At 68.1% G+C, this 15808-nt stretch carries 17 protein-coding genes, 1 tRNA gene and 1 pseudogene; 12 read left to right on the forward strand and 7 right to left on the reverse strand.

What is annotated here, in order from left to right:
- Positions 1-31: 31 nt before the first annotated feature.
- Together ABD198_RS28755 and ABD198_RS28760 are read right to left on the reverse strand one after the other, a co-directional pair.
- A complete protein-coding gene (locus ABD198_RS28755) occupies positions 32-259 on the reverse strand; it encodes a hypothetical protein (RefSeq protein ID WP_344007333.1) in 228 nt (75 codons plus the stop codon).
- A protein-coding gene (locus tag ABD198_RS28760; protein ID WP_344007336.1) for an IS3 family transposase occupies positions 256-1418 on the reverse strand; the annotation gives its coding sequence in 2 pieces (ribosomal slippage) (positions 256-1131 and positions 1134-1418; 1161 coding nt in all). The genes ABD198_RS28755 and ABD198_RS28760 overlap by 4 nt, the downstream gene beginning before the upstream one ends.
- Positions 1419-1488: 70 nt before the next feature.
- Here ABD198_RS28760 and ABD198_RS28765 point away from each other — a divergent pair.
- The 12 genes and pseudogenes from ABD198_RS28765 to ABD198_RS28820 form a co-directional block, all read left to right on the forward strand.
- Positions 1489-2040, forward strand: a pseudogene (locus tag ABD198_RS28765) (conjugal transfer protein); the annotation flags it as partial.
- Positions 2037-2417 (forward strand): RRQRL motif-containing zinc-binding protein, encoded by a 381-nt coding sequence (locus tag ABD198_RS28770; RefSeq protein ID WP_344007338.1) that lies wholly within the window; start codon positions 2037-2039, stop codon positions 2415-2417. The pseudogene ABD198_RS28765 and the gene ABD198_RS28770, both read left to right, overlap by 4 nt.
- Positions 2418-2527: 110 nt before the next feature.
- Positions 2528-4699: a cell division protein FtsK gene (locus ABD198_RS28775; protein WP_344007340.1), complete on the forward strand. Its 2172-nt coding sequence runs from the start codon at positions 2528-2530 to the stop codon at positions 4697-4699.
- A 141-nt stretch (positions 4700-4840) separates the two neighbouring features.
- Positions 4841-5095 (forward strand): hypothetical protein, encoded by a 255-nt coding sequence (locus ABD198_RS28780; RefSeq protein ID WP_270883041.1) that lies wholly within the window; start codon positions 4841-4843, stop codon positions 5093-5095.
- A gap of 21 nt (positions 5096-5116) precedes the next feature.
- Positions 5117-5311 carry a hypothetical protein gene (locus tag ABD198_RS28785; RefSeq protein WP_270883042.1) on the forward strand — a complete coding sequence of 65 codons (195 nt, stop codon included), beginning with the start codon at positions 5117-5119 and terminating at the stop codon, positions 5309-5311.
- 14 nt (positions 5312-5325) lie between these two features.
- Entirely contained in the window at positions 5326-5802 is a 477-nt protein-coding gene (locus ABD198_RS28790) for a hypothetical protein (protein ID WP_344007344.1), read from the forward strand.
- 16 nt (positions 5803-5818) lie between these two features.
- Positions 5819-6109, forward strand: coding sequence for a hypothetical protein (locus tag ABD198_RS28795; protein ID WP_344007346.1), 291 nt, complete (start codon positions 5819-5821; stop codon positions 6107-6109).
- A gap of 91 nt (positions 6110-6200) precedes the next feature.
- Positions 6201-7118 (forward strand): bifunctional DNA primase/polymerase, encoded by a 918-nt coding sequence (locus ABD198_RS28800; RefSeq protein ID WP_344007348.1) that lies wholly within the window; start codon positions 6201-6203, stop codon positions 7116-7118.
- A 65-nt stretch (positions 7119-7183) separates the two neighbouring features.
- A complete protein-coding gene (locus ABD198_RS28805) occupies positions 7184-7438 on the forward strand; it encodes a hypothetical protein (protein WP_344007350.1) in 255 nt (84 codons plus the stop codon).
- An 11-nt stretch (positions 7439-7449) separates the two neighbouring features.
- Complete coding sequence (locus ABD198_RS28810; protein WP_344007364.1) at positions 7450-8997, forward strand: YfjI family protein; 1548 nt, start codon at positions 7450-7452, stop codon at positions 8995-8997.
- A gap of 336 nt (positions 8998-9333) precedes the next feature.
- Positions 9334-9561: an excisionase family DNA-binding protein gene (locus ABD198_RS28815; protein ID WP_270883048.1), complete on the forward strand. Its 228-nt coding sequence runs from the start codon at positions 9334-9336 to the stop codon at positions 9559-9561.
- Positions 9562-9645: 84 nt separating this feature from the next.
- A complete protein-coding gene (locus tag ABD198_RS28820) occupies positions 9646-10929 on the forward strand; it encodes a tyrosine-type recombinase/integrase (RefSeq protein ID WP_344007353.1) in 1284 nt (427 codons plus the stop codon).
- A 67-nt stretch (positions 10930-10996) separates the two neighbouring features.
- On the opposite strand, the gene ABD198_RS28825 is transcribed toward ABD198_RS28820, so the two are convergent.
- The 5 genes from ABD198_RS28825 to ABD198_RS28845 all read right to left on the reverse strand — a co-directional run bounded on the left by ABD198_RS28825 (position 10997) and on the right by ABD198_RS28845 (position 15181).
- Positions 10997-11081: transfer RNA gene (locus tag ABD198_RS28825), tRNA-Ser, on the reverse strand.
- Positions 11082-11366: 285 nt separating this feature from the next.
- Positions 11367-11639 (reverse strand): hypothetical protein, encoded by a 273-nt coding sequence (locus ABD198_RS28830; protein ID WP_344007355.1) that lies wholly within the window; start codon positions 11637-11639, stop codon positions 11367-11369.
- Between the two features lie 378 nt (positions 11640-12017).
- Positions 12018-14381 carry a YfjI family protein gene (locus tag ABD198_RS28835; protein ID WP_344007357.1) on the reverse strand — a complete coding sequence of 788 codons (2364 nt, stop codon included), beginning with the start codon at positions 14379-14381 and terminating at the stop codon, positions 12018-12020.
- 81 nt (positions 14382-14462) lie between these two features.
- Positions 14463-14768, reverse strand: a complete 306-nt coding sequence (locus ABD198_RS28840; RefSeq protein ID WP_344007360.1) for a hypothetical protein — start codon at positions 14766-14768, stop codon at positions 14463-14465.
- Entirely contained in the window at positions 14768-15181 is a 414-nt protein-coding gene (locus ABD198_RS28845) for a hypothetical protein (RefSeq protein WP_344007362.1), read from the reverse strand. The genes ABD198_RS28840 and ABD198_RS28845 overlap by 1 nt, the downstream gene beginning before the upstream one ends.
- Positions 15182-15808: the final 627 nt, after the last annotated feature.

A 15808-nucleotide genomic window follows, 5' to 3' on the forward strand; every position in this document is an offset into this window, starting at 1 on the left:
GACAGATGACGCGCGTCCCCCACCAGATCGCTCACACCCCACCAACGACCCAGAACCCAAACCGTTTCGGATCAATATCCAGCCACCTCGGGAGTGATGTTGCTGTTGGATCCCTGCTGGTGCCCATGGCGATCGCAGTCATGCCGGCCACGCCGACCGTTGTCCAGAATGCCCAGTCGCGGTACAGCGGCTTGTCATACAGCGGCAGCACCGAATTGAGGTGGGGTCTGGTGCAGGTTCGGGTGACAGGTTCGGTCACGCGGCCTGGAGGGCCGGTGTGGTCATGACGATCTCGAATTCGACGGGAGTCAGCCGGCCGAGTGCGGCTTGTCGGCGGCGTCGGTGATAGGTCCGCTCGATCCAGGTCACGATCGCGATCCGCAGTTCCTCGCGGGTGGTCCAGCTTCTGCGGTCGAGGACGTTCTTCTGCAGCAGACTGAAGAAAGACTCCATGGCCGCGTTGTCGCCGGCTGCCCCGACCCTCCCTATTGATCCGACCATGCGGTGCCGGTCGAGCGCCCGGAGAAACTTCCGGGACCGGAACTGCGAGCCGCGATCGCTGTGCAGGATGCATCCGTCGACGTGTTCACGCCGGGCCACGGCGTTGTCCAGGGCGGTCACGGCCAGGCGGGACTTCATCCGCGCGTCGATGGAGTAGCCCACGATCCTGTTGCTGAACACATCCTTGATCGCGCAGAGATACAGCTTGCCGTCGCCAGTGGCATGTTCGGTGATATCGGCGAGCCACAACCGGTTCGGGCCGGTCGCGGTGAAGTTGCGGCTCACGAGATCGTCATGCACTGGCGGGCCGGCTTTCTTGCCCCTGCCGCGCTTCTTGCCGAACACGCTCCACCAGCGGTTCTCCCGGCAGATCCGCCACGCGGTCCGGTCCGCCATCCGAGCCCCGGCACCACGCGCTTCATCGGCCAGGAAGCGGTAGCCGAATTCCGGGTCGTCGCGGTGAGCGTCGAACAGTGCGTTCGCGCGATACGCCTCCTCCAGCACTGCGTCTGTCACCGGCTTGTCGAGCCAGCGGTAGTAGGGCTGTCTGGCGAGCTTCAGCACCCGGCACGTCACCGTGACGGGCACCCCGTCCACGGCCAGCTCCTTCACGAGCGGGTAGATCCTTTTCCCGGCAGATGCGCCTGCGACAGATAGGCCGCGGCCCGACGCAGGACCTCGTTCTCCTGCTCCAGCAGCTTGATCCGCCGACGGGCTTCCCGCAGTTCCGCGCTCTCCTGGCTGGTCACCCCGGGCTTGGACCCGTCATTGATGTCCGCCCGGCGCATCCACTTCCACAACGTCATCGGGTGAACCCCGAAATCGGTGGCCACCTGCTCGACCGTGACACCCGGGCCGCGGTTCCTCGCGACTCGCACGACGTCCTGGCGGAACTCTTCCGGATAGGGCTTGGGCACAGCGACATCCTTCCCACCCGCCTCTCAGGGCAAGCCAGTTCAGATGTCACCCGATCGTGCAGCAGACCCGTTGGACGTGCAGCGCGATCGGGTGACGGACGGCGCGAACGCCGCCTTGTCCGCGATGTTCGGCGGGATCGCGAATGTGGAGGAATCCACTGAGACTGTGAGGAATCGGTCTACGGCTGACCTGCCGGAATCGACCCCGGCGCCCTCCGTGGTTCTGACTCGACTGCCGATCCCCGATCCGGTGCCGGTCGACTTCGCCAAGTCGACTCTCTCGCTCAAGCCCGCCCCGAGCCTTGCCGCTCCCGTCGACGCGGTAAAGGTCGATCGGGCGCCGATCGAGTCGAGCAAGCCTCAGGCGGTGGCGGCCGACTCCCCTCGACCCCGCCGGGCGACCGGCCGGGTTCCCGAGGTGGCCCGGTCGCCCCGACCGAAGCGCACGGCGGCTCAGTTGCTCGATGAGGCGCGCGCCGCAACCGCGGATTGGCCGGACGCGCAGATCACTGCCGAGGGCATCCGCCGCACGGTGCGCACCTCGCCGGCGAACGCCCGGATGCTGCGGGACACGCTTCTTGCTGAGCGTGCCGACGGTGGCGCCGGAGCGGTGGCCGCGTGACGCGGCTGACCCTCGCCGACTGCTTCGACCCCGACGGCGAGCGGTTCGGCATCCCCACCTATCCGTGGCGCTGCGCTCCCGAGGGCTTGGCCACCCGCCGCCAACTGCGCAGTCAGGGGCTACGGCCGGGTGGTCAGGACGTGGCGGCACAGATCCTCCGGCCGCGTCGCCGGCGCGAGCCGCTGACCGCCTACCTCTACCGGATCGACCGGGCGCTTCCCGTGCGGCCGATGACGCCGGGCAGGTGGCGTGCGCACGCAGCGATGATGCGCGCCCGCCGCCGCTGTCCCGAGTGCGGCCAGGACGCCGGTTACGTCGTCCCCGCCTCGCTCGGCATGTGCGTGACCTGCGCCTACCCCGAACAGCGCGCCGCTTGAGCCTCGCCGCTCTCCCGGCGCGCTCCCCGTTGAACCCGGCGGGGCCCGACCGCTCACCTTCCACAGCGTCGGCCGGACCCCGCCTTTCCTCCCACTGGAAGGGACCCTCAGTGAAGCATCCCGACGACGACGAACTGTTCAACCGGCTGGAAGCCGAGATGGCCGCCGAGGGCGGCGCCGATGTGGTCGACCTGGACAAGGCCCGCGCCGCCCGTGAGTCGACCCCGACCGGCCCGGAGGTGGACGACCCGACCGCCCCCGTCATGGTGGACCAGCCGACCCCGACCGCGACCGGTCCCGGCTACCTGGGTCGGCTCGCCGCTGCCCGGCGCCGCCCGGTCGTCCCGATCTGGCTGCGGTCGGTGGCTGAGCTGCGGACCGCGTCGGCGTGGGTGGCCCGCCACTACGCCCACACGATCGGCTATCACGCCCTGCGCGCCCCGGTGTATGCCGCCCGGCTCACCTTGCAGGCCCCGACCGGCGCGGCCCGGTTCGTCGGGGGCACGATGCGGTGGATGGCCGACCGCGAGGGCGAACCGGTCCGCCTCGCCGCCGTGCGCCGTGAGGACGCGGCCGAATACCTCAAGCTCTCCCGGCAGCGCGACGGCCGGGTACGGCTGCGCACCCTCGTGACCGTGCTCGCACTGTTCGTCGGCCTCGCCACGGCGCTCGCCATCTACGTACTCGCCCCCGCCTGGCTGCAGGCGGTCTCGGTGAGCGCGGTGGTGCTCGCCCTCGGAGCAGCCGGCCGCCGCGCGGATGAGCCGGTCATCCACCGGGCGGTGGAACTGCCCAAGGCGACCAAGCTCACGTCGGACATCGTCCTGCGCGCGCTCGGTTCGCTCGGTATCTCCGCCATCAGCCAGGCTCAGGCCAAGGGCCGGGACGGGTTCGAGTTCACCGCCCCGATCACCCGGGACGGCCCCGGCTGGCGGGCCGAGGGCAACCTTCCGTACGGCGTGACGGTGACGGACATCATCGAGCGGCGCGAACGCCTCGCCTCGGGTCTGCGCCGCCCGCTGGGGTGTGTGTGGCCCGAAGCGGTGCCGGATGAGCACACCGGGCACCTGGTGCTGTGGGTGGGCGACCAGGACATGAACAAGGCCAAGAAGCCCGCATGGCCGCTGGCCAAGTCCGGGACGGTGGACCTGTTCAAGCCCGTCGCCTACGGCACTGACCAGCGCGGACGCTGGGTCGAGGTCACGCTGATGTACATCGCGGGCGTCATCGGCGCTATCCCGCGCATGGGCAAGACGTTCCTGCTGCGCCTGCTGCTGCTCATCGCCGCCCTCGACCCACGCGCGGAGCTGCACACCTACGACATGAAGGGCACCGGTGACCTGGACCCGGTCGGCAACGCCGTCTCCCACCGGCACGCCGCCGGCGACGATGACGAGTCGATCGCCTACGCGCTCGCCGACTTCCGCGCCCTGCGGGAGGAACTGCGCCGCCGCACCAAGGTGATCCGGTCCCTGCCGCGGGACATCTGCCCCGAGTCCAAGGTGACCAGCGCGCTCGCGGACAAGCGGTCGTTGGGGCTGCACCCGATCGTGGTCGGGGTGGACGAGTGCCAGGTGTTGTTCGAGCACCCCGACCACGGCAAGGAGTTCGAGGAGATCGCCACGGACCTGGTCAAGCGGGGACCTGCGACCGGCATCGTGGTGCTGCTGGCCACGCAGCGCCCGGACGCCAAGTCGCTGCCCACCGGCATCAGCGCGAACGCTTCCGCCCGGTGGTGCCTCAAGGTCATGGGCCAGACCGAGAACGACATGGTGCTGGGCACCTCGCAGTACAAGCGCGGGGTGCGCGCCACCATGTTCGCCTGGGGTGACAAGGGCATTCACTACTTCGTCGGCGAGGGCGCCGACGCCCGTATCGTCGCCTCCGTCTACGTCGACGCCCCCGGCGCCGAAGCGATCGCCGCGCGCGCCCGCAAGGCGCGTGAGAAGGCTGGACTCCTGTCCGGCTACGCGCTCGGTGAGGCACCGGAGGAGGTCACCGGCCCCGCGTATGACCTGCTGGCCGACATCCTCGCCGTGGTGCCCGCGGCCGAGGCCAAGGTGTGGTCGGAAACCGTCGTTGCCCGGCTCGCCGAGCTGCGCCCCGAGGTCTACGGCGGATGGGACCCCGATGCGCTGGCTGCCGCGCTCAAGCCGCACGGGATCAGCACGGTGCAGGTGGGCCGCCGGGTGGACGGCAAGGTCGTCAACCGGCGCGGCATCACCCGCGCCCACATCACGACCGCGATCGCGGAGCGTGACGGAAACCGGGACGCGGGCTGACCCTTCGGGGCCGCTAACGATAGCGGCACGCCCCGCTAACGTTAGCGGCCCCGCTAGCGCCCCAAACCGTCCCTGATCAGGCCGCTAGCGGATAGCGGCCCACCTGCGGAAACCCCTGGAAACCGCCCCGGAGGGCCCTCCATGACCCCCATCCTGCTCGCTATCACCCTGCTCCTTGGCGTCACGCTGTGTTACGTCGCGGTGTGCGCCGCCTCGCCGTTCGGCAACTGCCGCAAGTGCCACGGCTGGGGCTTCGAGATGAAGACCGACCGCAAGGGCCGCATGAAGCGCGGCAAGGACTGCCGCCGCTGCCGCGCCACCGGCAAGCGCATCCGCGTCGGCCGCTGGCTCTACAACCGCTGGGCGCGCATCTACCGCGCCGGAACCGCCGACTGACCCCATCCGGAGGAAACCTCGATGGTCCTGAACATCTCCGCCGTGCTGCTGTTCGGCGCCGCCTCCGCCCTCGCCGTCAAGACCAAGTCGACCGGTGGCGGCGCCGCCCTGGTGCTGTTCCTGTTCGGCTTCTTCACCGCTGGGACCGGCGCCTACGAGCCCATCCACAACCTCGTGCAGGCGTCCGCCGACGCCATCGCCCAGCTCGGCAAGTGACAGGAGAGCGAGCCGTGAACGAACACGTCCCCGCCGTGCGGCCGGACACCGTGACCGCTGCTGCGTACGCCCCGGCACCGCTGGAGCCGTACGCGCCCGCCCCGGCCGCCGTGGAACTGGCCGCCGAACGCGGCCCCGTGGTGTGGGTGCCCGACGCCTACGGGCGGATGGTCCCCATGCCCAAGCACCTCGCCCCTCCGCCCATGCCCATGCCGGAGCCGCGCGACCTGACCCCGCTGCCGCTGCTGGACCCGATCGCTCAGCGCTTCGTCGGCGCCGGAATCGGCGCAGGCGCCCTCGCGGCCGGCGTCGGCTGGGGCGTCGGCGAGGTCATCAACGCCGTCGCCGGATTCACCACCGGTGCCGCGATGTGGATCGCCCTCGCCATGCTCGCGTGGCGCATGCCCGTCCGGGCCATCGCCGACGGCCGGCGAGGCAGCACCGTTCACATCCGTAAGGCCGTCATCAAGCGCAGCCACTTCCACGGCTGACAAGGAGGCAACCCCCGTGCTGCGACTGCGTATCCAGCGCACCGCGCTGCCCCGCAACGCGCTGATCCTGACCGACACGCCTCGCCCCGACTGCCGGAACTGCGAGGGCGTGGGCGGCATCCCGCACGACTACGGCGACCCGGCGACCGGTGAGTACGCCGGTACCGACTGGGAGCCCTGCGACTGCTGGACCGAGTGGCGGACGCTCCTGCTGCCGCTGCCCCGACTGCCGCGCTGGTTGCGCCGACGCGGAACCGGCCGCGACCCGTGGGCCCCCGGCGGCTACAGCGACGAACCGCCCTTCTAGCTACGCCCGAGGGCGGCGGCACTCCCGGACAAGGACAGCCCGCCGCCCTCGGTCTCCCCATCCCGACGAAGCAGAACAGGAGACCTACAGGATGACACCTGACTGCAAGACCCGGCGCCCCGCCGACGCGAATCATCCGGACGGGAACGCCCTGCGAACCGCACTGGACCTCGCGGCGGTGGGCGTGCCGGTGCTGCCCCTGCGCGAGGGCAAGGTGCCGTTCGGGAACTGCCGCGCGTGCGCCGGTGGCGCCTGTGGCGGGCGGCCGAATATGAAGAACGCCGGTCCGTGCCGGTGCCCCGCTCCCTGCCACGCGTGGGCCGCCGCCACGACCGACCCGCAGGTGATCACCTCGCCCGCGTGGGCGCCGGCGTGGGGCGAGGCCGTCTGCGTCGGCTACCACCCCGGCGGGGCCGGGCTGACCGTGGTGGACCTGGACAACGCGTCGGCTGTCGCGTGGGCCCGCCAGACGTTGCCCCCTACCCGGACTGTGCCGACCACTCGCGGCCAGCACTGGATCTACCGGGGCGCCATGACCTCACACAACGCCGTCCGGCCCGGTGTGGACGTCAAGTCGCTCATGGCCTACGCCCGGTGGCTGGGTCCCGGCAGCGGCACCATGACGGACCTGCCGCCGGTCGTCCGCGCCCTCACGGTGAAGGAAGAGACCACCCCCGCGCGCCGCGAGGTGGTCTCTTCTCTCCCCACCCGCGCCACGTGGGACCGGACCGTTGCCACCGGGTGCCGCCATACCGAGCGCTACGTACGCACGGGCCTGGAACGCGGCCTCGCCAAGGTGCGCGCCCGCATCGAATCGGGCGCCGGATCACAGGCGTTCGGGGTCGCCCGCTTCCTCGCGGCTCAGCACGTGAACTGCCCAGGCCCGTGCGGTCTGGAAGCCATCGGGGCAGAGATCGTGGCCGCCGCCGTCTCTGTCGGAGTCCCCGAGGCGTACGCGCGCCGCGCGGTCGCCAACGGCCTTGAGACGGCCTCGGAGCGAGCGGCATGAACAAAGCATCCCGCAATCCCGCGAACGGCCCGCAGGGCGCCGTACGGGCCGCGCCACGAGCGGCCGTGGGCGAACCGAAGGGCGTCGCCCGTAAGGGCGTCCTTTCTGCTGTTCGTTCTGACCCTCAGCCGGTCACCGTCACCGGCATTCAGCCGGGCCTGCAAGTCCGGTTCACCGAACCGCCCGTTGCCGACTGGCTCTGCTGCTGTGGGCACCACGAACGGGCCCGTGGGCACGCCGCTGTCATGAAGCTCACGGCCCGCATCCGCGTCGGCATCTGCCCGCACACCACCACCGCCGAAGGGAGGGCAGCCGCATGACTCCACAGCCTGTGGACAGCCCCGACCTGTGGGCCGGACTGTCCACCCTCGAAGCACCGCCCGCCGAGGGCGAGGCGGCGCCGGACGTGTGGGAAGACCTCATTCCCCTCACCGGCCGGCGCGAGCGTCCGCCGTTCCCGGTGCACGTCTTCCCCGCGTGGCTGCACGACTTCGTGGCGGCCGTCGCCGAGGAGACGCAGACCCCGGTGGACCTCGCCGGATCGATCGCCCTCGCCGTGCTCGCCACGGCCGCGGGCGGCCGGTCCGTCGTCCACGTGCGCGGCAACTGGCGTGAGCCCACCAACCTCTACACCGTGGTGGCGCTCCCGCCGGCCAACCGCAAGTCCGCCGTCTTCGCCCTGCTGACGGACCCGCTGTACGAGGCGGAAAAGCAGCTCAAGACCGCGATGAAGCCGGTCATTGTCGAGGCGGAGCTGACCGCCCGCCTTGCCAAGGAAGCGGCCGACAAGGCCGCCGCCAAGGCCGCGTCCGCCGACGCGGACAAGCGTGACGAGATGGTGGCCACCGCCGTCGGTCTCGCGCAGACCGCCGACACGCTCACCGTCCCGGCCGAACCCGTCCTGTTGGCGGACGACTCCACCCCGGAGGCGGTTACCTCGCTCATGGCTGAGCAAGGCGGTCGGCTGTCGGTGATGAGTGCTGAGGGCGGCATCTTCGACATCATCGCCGGCCGCTACTCCGGGGCCCCGAACATGGAAGTGTTCCTCAAGGGGCACGCCGGCGACCGGCTGAGGGTCAACCGGCAGACCCGCCGCGAGTACATCGACACCCCCGCCCTGACCATCGGCCTCGCCGTCCAGCCGGACGTGTTGCGGGACATCGGCAAGGTGAAGGGGTTCGACGGGCGCGGACTGCTGGCCCGCTTCCTGTACTCCCTGCCCGCGTCCACGGTCGGTGAACGGAAGGTCATGACCGACCCGGTCCCGGAGCAGACGGCCGCCACCTACAGCGCCAACGTCATCAACCTGACCCTGGCGTTCGCGGAGTGGACCGACCCGGCCGTCATCCAGCTCAGCCCTGAGGCAGACGCGGCGCTCATCGAGTACCAAGAGCACGTCGAACCGCAGCTCAAGGCGCGCGGCGGCAAGCTCGGTCACATCTCGAACTGGGCCGGAAAGCTCGCCGGAGCGACCGCCCGCATGGCCGCGCTGCTGCACCTCGCCGAGCACCTGGGCAACGGCTACGCGCACCCGGTGTCCGAGGCCACCATGCGCGCGGCCATCGAGCTGGGGGAGTACTACACCGCCCATGCCCTCGCCGTGTTCGACGTCATGGGCGCCGATCCGGTCTTGTCCCGCGCCCGCAGCGTCCTGGAAGCGCTCAGGGACAACGGATGGGACGACGTGAGCCGACGCGACCTCTTCGCGGTTCTGTCGCGCGCCGAAGTGCCCACCATCGCGGACCTGGAACCGGCCCTCGCCCTGCTGGAGGACCACGGGTACCTGCGGACCTATCAGCCGGAGCGCACAGGCAAGCGCGGCAGGCCGCCGGCGCCCCGATTGCAGGTGCATCCCGCACTGCGGAAGGGCGGCCGGTGAGCCGGTCTCGCCTGCTGACCCCCTCGCACAAACCGCAAAATCGCAAAAAACCCCGACGGGGCCGCTGACCAGCGGCGGGACCTCTCGGCAGTGCCCGGCGAGGTCCCGCCGCACTATTCCGCAATATTCCGCACAAACCAGGTCCGAGGACTCGCGCCCCGGTGCCCACAGGGCGCCACGGATTTTTGCGGAATATCGCGGATTTTTGCGAGCCCCACCCCCGTCGCCGACCACGAACCGCATCACTGCAGGTCACCGGCCTGGGCCGGGTTTTCTGCGGATATTGCGGTTTGTGCGGCGGCACCTCCCACGAACGCAGCACAAGAGGAGTGAGCCTTGAGCGAGCACAGCACCCTCGCCGTGCCCACCGACGACGACCCGACGCTGGTTCTCCTCACGGTCGAAGAGGCCGCCCGCCGACTCCGCATCGGGCGGACCACGTGCTACCAGCTCATCCGCTCCGGAGAGCTGGAGTCCATCCCCGTCGGCCGTCTCCGCCGCGTCCCCGCCGACGCGCCGGCCGCGTACGTCGCTCGCCGGCGCGCGGCACAGCGAGCCGCTTGATCACACCCGGGGCGGTGGCACTCCCGGACAAGGACAGCCCGCCGCCCCGGCTCCATCCCGACAGCACGAAACAGGAGCCCGCCTGTGGCAGAAGAGAAAAAGCGCACCCGCCGCGCCAACGGCGAATCGGCGATCTACTTCGGCAAGGACGGCCGTTGGCACGCCCGGGTCCCGATGGGCTACAAGGACGACGGGACACCGTACCGCCGTCACCTGACGCGACCCACGCGCAAGGACCTGGTCGAGGAAGTCAGGCGGCTGGAGAAGCAGCGCGACGAGGGTTCGGCGCGACAGCCCGGCAAGCCGTGGACGGTCGAGAAGTGGCTGTGGCACTGGGTCGAGAACATCGCCAAGCCGGTCGTGAGTGAGAACACGTACGCCGGCTACGAGGTGGCGGTGCGCGTCCACCTGGTCCCCGGCGTCGGCAAGCACCGCATCGACCGGTTGGAGCCCGAGCACCTGGAAAGCCTGTACCGCCGTATGCAGCGGAACGGGAGCAAGCCCGCCACGGCTCATCAGGCTCACCGCACCATCCGCACCGCCCTCGGTGAGGCGGTGCGGCGCGGCCACGCGGCCAAGAACGCCGCCGCGCTCGCCAAGCCGCCCCGGATCGAGGAGGAGGAAGCGGAGGTTGAGCCCTACTCCCTCGAAGAGGTTCAGCGTCTGCTGATCGAGGTCAACAAGCGTCGCAACAGCGCTCGCTGGATGCTGGCGCTCGCGCTCGGTCTGCGGCAGGGCGAGACGCTCGGACTCCGCTGGTCTGATGTCGACCTGGACAACGAGTACCTCAAGCTGCGCCGGAACCGGCTGCGTCCGAAGTACCGGCACGGGTGCCCGGAAGCCTCGCCCTGCGGTCGGGCAGCGGCCGGGTACTGCCCGAACCGCGTGCAGGTCCGGCGGGAGACCAAGAACACGAAGTCCCGGGCGGGCCGCCGTGCGGTGCCGCTCCCGGGCCCGCTGGTCGCGATGCTCCGGCAGCACGCCGAGGTGCAGGAGCGCGAGCGCAAGGCCGCCGGCAACCTGTGGGTCGAGTCGGACTACGTGTTCACCAAGCCGCTCGGGGGGCCGCTGAGCCCGAACACGGACTACCACGACTGGAAGCGGCTGCTCGAAGACGCGGGCGTGCGGGACGCCCGCCTTCACGATGCTCGGCACACCGCCGCCACCGTGCTCATGCTGCTCGGGGTCCCGGACCGCGTGATTGATCAGATCATGGGGTGGGAGCCGGGTACCTCCGCGCGGATGCGGGCCCGGTACCTGCATGTGCCGGACGCCATGCTCAAGGACGTGGCCCGGAAGATCGCCGATGCCATCTGGGGACGCCCCGAGACGCCTCCTGTGGACAAAAACCAGGACAACGCGGCCTGACGGACAACAACGAGGGTCCCCACCGGTCACCGGTGGGGACCCTCGTCTCGCCTGTTCAGGCGGACTGCGGAGGATACGAGATTCGAACTCGTGAGGGGTTGCCCCCAACACGCTTTCCAAGCGTGCGCCCTAGGCCGCTAGGCGAATCCTCCGAGAGATACTGTACCCGACTCTGTGAGGTGCGATGACACGGCGAGTGTCTGTGCCAGGGGATCTGTGGGTCAAGTCACACCAGGCACAAAGCGTCTCGCCTATCTCGCAGGTCAGAGCCCTGATCACGGCCACTCTCCGTGTCGCGCACATGCGATCCGGGGGCCAGAGCACGAGAGGCTGGCCTGGTCGGTAGGAGGTTGTCAGGAGGTTGTCAGCACCTCTCACGCCTCACGTTCCACACCACCCGTGTCGTCTCCCTCAGACACCCCGCAGACACGAGCCGCCTACCGTCGCTCACGCATCCGCTTGTTGCGCTCCCTGATCTCCTCCGGCGTCATCTCAGCCAGCTCCACCTCATGCGCATCCGCGATCCCAGCGAACCCCTTCACCCCACAGGCAGGCGTCAGGTTCCCCGTCTCCGCGTCCAGCACGAACGCTCGGTACTCCTCTCCCACTTCATACATGCCCCACGCGATCACCGGCAGATACTCCGTGGTTTCCGCCTCACCCGAGACCCGAGCGAACCACTTCCCGTGCCCTGCACTGATCAGCGTCATATCTCCCACACCAGCCCTTCAATCTCGTGCATTCCCGCGCATTCCATACACCCCTACGGTGCGTTTGCGCTCTAATCTCTCCCGCTCATTCTCTCGGTGAATGTGCGGCTTAATTCTCCCGCCCAATCCAACACGCCCAGCCACTCAATCAGTCTTCAAATAGCCCATGACGCTCTGCTCTAGCTCGACCACGTCACGCTCACGATTCGCGCCCCACCCGAATCGTGAATCGTGAACGCTTCACGATTCGTTTCGCAGAATCACAGTTCGAAAGAGACCACCAACACCCGTAGTGTCAATCGCGAATAGGAGATGTTGCGCAGCGAATCGTGAACATTCACGATTCACGATTCGCTGCAACCGATCTTCCTCGCGCTCTTACCCCGCGCGCTCGTACATCGCGTTCCCCTTCCTGTTCGTGCCCGCCTCGCGTACCAACCCCTTCGCGCTCATCTCAGCCACGACATCCGCCACTTCCTCGCGGTCACGAGGCGGCACCTTCTTCTGTAGGTCGGATACGGTCATCGGCTTGTCTGCCGCCCGCAGCACCTCGTCCAGACGACGCCACACCCGCCGCGTCGTCTCCGTCTCCACGTGCTCCCGCTTGGCCACCTCACGGATAGCGTCGTCCCGCCCGCGCTCCCGCGAGATGTCCGAGCGTGCCCGCGTGATCTCGTGGCGGATGAAGTCCCGCGTCCGGTCGGACACGCTCATGACGACATCGGCCAGGGCCCAGTCCTCTTCGCTCACGCCCTTACGCCCGTCCATGAACGCGAGGGCGGCGGCGACCTTGAGACGCACCAGGTTGCGGTGAGAGTCCAGCGGGTCAGGCGTGACCGTCCGCTTGATCTTGGCGTGCTGGTGCTGGCGGATCTCGCGTCGTGCCGACTCGCACACGTCAACGGTGACCATGCCCCTCGGCGCGTTCAGCTCATGGAAGAAGTCGGGCAGCTTCAACGGCACTGCCTCCGCATCACGCAGGTCTTCCAGCTCAGGGATGGTCGGATCGTTCGCGGGCATCCAGAGGAAGCGCTGAGGCAGGCCGCCGCCCGACTCGTCCAGCAGCGCCTCAGCGCGCGTCGGCTGCACGCCACAGACCAGCGTCATGCGGTACGTGTGCTTCTCGATGGTCAGCCGCTTGGCCTCGGTGACGTACATGAAGCCCAGCCGCTCGCCCGACCATGCCTTGCGGAGTTCGGCTGACAGGGTGGACGAGCTACGGCCCTTGATGGCGGTGAGGGTGTCGATTTCTGGGGCGGTGAACAGGACGGAGTGGGTGTGCATCTCCATTACCGTCTCGCCCTTGCCGACAATGCCCTCTTCGACTTCTTCCATCGTGGCCTTCCGGCGGGACATGTAGGCGTGGGCGATGCCCTCGCCAGAGCCGATGTTCACGCTGAGCACCTGGCCAGCCTCGAAGCACTCTTCCGCCGCGCTCTCCGATGCGCCCTTGCCGACGCCCGAGCTGTCCACGATGCCCACATAGAAGTTCAGGCCCGTACGGCCGCCGACGAGGGGCGGCAACAGAACCTCAGTGGGGATCTGGTTCATCACCCGAGCTACCGAGATGCCGAACACGGCCCAGGACGAAACCAGACGCGAGTGTGCGAAGTCGCGGATGTGGGTGAGCACGGGCCGCGCCTCCCAGAACGCGGCTTCGGCCGTGTCGTCCCGTCCATCGTTGCTCCCATCCGCGGGGGCAGAAACGGCCGGCTGAGCCTCGGGCTTCTGCGTGCTCTCCCACTCGTCCCTTGCTCGGGTGTAGGCGTCGCTGGTGAGGAACCGCGCAACGTCCTTGACCGTAACCCGCTCTGCTAGGTACTTGGACTGCTGGGCGGCCCACAGGATGTGTTCGCCCTCCAACACACCCACCTTGGCCAGTTCGCAGTACAGGCCCCATAGCCGGTCGCTGCGGTCGATGGTCTCGCCACGCTGCTCCACGGCTTCCCGGATCTGCCCGTCAACCTCTCGCCGCACCTTCCGAGCACGCGCCCAGACAAGAGAGTTCTTCGGGGGCTCTACGGGCTCGATAGACGCGCGCTGAGTACGCGACTGAGCAGACGTACTCTCAGCGTCCGTACCGAGCGCTGAGGCGACGTCAGGGAGCTTTGCGCGCGTTGCTGTCGAGTAGCGAAGCACGCGCACACGAACCGGGTTGTCCGCGTCCTTCCTATGCAGGGTGCCAGGTAGGCGGAGGAACGTGGTCACGTCGAACTTGTCGCCGTTCAGTCTGTCCCGGAGAGCGCGGTTCAGATCCTCGATCACGTCGGGCTGGTGTGTTGCAGCCAGCGGCACATAGACGTGCGTCTTGGCCCCGCCGTCGTCCGCAACGCCTCCCGATTCCACGATGGTCGCGTTCACGGAGTCGAGGAATGCCAGCTCCTCACTCGTCAGGCCGTGGCTATCCACCTCGGTCCAGATCACGTTGACCGGCTCCGCGTCATCCTTGGTCGTCTTGAGCCCGTCCTGAGATAGGGGGGCGACGCGGAAGAACACCTCATGACCCGGCTTCTCAGCTATGGCGAGGAGTTCACGCACGAGGGCGGTCGTGGGCCGGGCGCGACGATAGAACTCGGGCTGGATCTTGACCTTGCCCTTAGCGTCGTGCACCCGCTTGCGGCTGATGATGAACGTAAGGACGGGGAGGTGACGTCCATAAACGGAGTGGAGGAATTCGAATACCTCGATAGCGGGGTCTCCGAAATCGAGAGTCAGGCGGGTTTTGGATGCCGCAGTTGTCACGTTAGTCTGCTCTCTGTGAGTTGAGCGGTTGTTCTGTTCGTGGCACTACCTGAGAGCCCCTGTTGCCAGGCAGGGGCTTTCTCATGGAAGGACCATCCTCACGATGCGGTGATCGTGGGCGCATGAGTGGCTACATCCCCCGCGATCGATGAAAGCTATTCCGCGTCGTGCGTCCTCTTCGGTGGCCCACTGCATGACGGTGGGGCCTTCCCAGAAGCAGTACGAGACGGTGGCGAACTGTCCGGGCGTGTACCCGGCGATCCAGATGGCGTCAGGCCATATGCACTTGGCGAGGGCTGAGAAGGTCCTGTGGTTCCGCTCGCAGTTGTGCCGGGTGTAGGTGACGACAGGGCGCGGCGGTAGCGGCGGTAGTTCTGTGGTGGTCATTACTCCTCCTCATGTAGGAACTGGAAGATGACCGAGTCACCTTCAACGCGAGCCTTGGCCTTCATGTCGTGATAGCGGGCATGGAAGCGAATGGACTTGGCCATCTCGACGGGCTCTTTCTGGAAGTCCATACCGCGATGAATGGTGTGAACCTCTCCATCCATCCACTCTTCCCAAGGGCGGATTCGTGCGGGCATTGTTTTCCCTTCCTGCATTTCCGGCTTGACGTGATCAAGTCTGCTCTTGCGGGTGTTTTGTCGGCAAGCTGCCATGTGCTGCTGAGCACCGGGACGGCCGGAATGCTTTACGAACTCTTTACCAATTAGTGCCGCGCATAGAGAAAGCCCGCACCGGTGATTTGGTACGGGCTTCTCATGAATCGACGCACACGCGCGACGCTCTATGTACTGCATACCGCTGCGTTAGGCGCTCAGAAAGGCACGTTAGGAGCGCCAGTAGTGCACGCGCGATGAACTCGACCGGCGAGACGCGAAAGAGTGCCAGATGCGCGCATAGCATTCCTCCCGTTGTGTCGAGCGCTTCTCGGCTGGGTGTGGAACGTGCCACGAGCGAGCGACGAGGGGCAAGCGTGAGCGGTTACGGAGCGTGGTCGCGTGATGTGTAACGGGGGTGATGATGATCAAGGGAGGGCCAGGTGAGAGACGTGGCGTGATCTGTGCCACACCGGCCCGATCGGGTGACGGTGGAGCCACCAGAAAGCCCCGGGGCCTCACTACACCCGGGGCTTCCTGTTTGCATCCACGTCGGAGAGTGAGGAAAACGACGAGAACACGCACGTCAACGATAAACCCTCAATTCCCTACGCTCCAAAGGCAGTCACACGGGATTACCACGAGGACGGTTCGATATCCGCCAGCTCAATACAGCGGATCGCGTTCCGCTGCCACGGCTTCATAGCGGCCCACGCCTCGTCAGTAAAGCCGAACCGGTTCACGGGCGCATCTAGGGTCCGTCTTCAAACGGATCTTGCCCAGAGTAGGAATGACGCGAGCGAGACCGCTGCTTCGTAGGAGGTGGCG

It is taken from the genome of Streptomyces thermocarboxydovorans, assembly GCF_039524635.1.
Lineage (GTDB): Bacteria > Actinomycetota > Actinomycetes > Streptomycetales > Streptomycetaceae > Streptomyces > Streptomyces thermocarboxydovorans.

Excerpts from the sequence above, each read along its gene's own strand:
- ABD198_RS28840 (WP_344007360.1), bottom strand. The coding sequence starts at position 14,768 with ATGACCACCACAGAACTACCGCCGCTACCGCCGCGCCCTGTCGTCACC.
- ABD198_RS28780 (WP_270883041.1), top strand. The coding sequence starts at position 4,841 with ATGACCCCCATCCTGCTCGCTATCACCCTGCTCCTTGGCGTCACGCTG.
- ABD198_RS28845 (WP_344007362.1), bottom strand. The coding sequence starts at position 15,181 with ATGCAGTACATAGAGCGTCGCGCGTGTGCGTCGATTCATGAGAAGCCC.
- ABD198_RS28785 (WP_270883042.1), top strand. The coding sequence starts at position 5,117 with ATGGTCCTGAACATCTCCGCCGTGCTGCTGTTCGGCGCCGCCTCCGCC.
- ABD198_RS28800 (WP_344007348.1), top strand. The coding sequence starts at position 6,201 with ATGACACCTGACTGCAAGACCCGGCGCCCCGCCGACGCGAATCATCCG.
- ABD198_RS28830 (WP_344007355.1), bottom strand. The coding sequence starts at position 11,639 with ATGACGCTGATCAGTGCAGGGCACGGGAAGTGGTTCGCTCGGGTCTCG.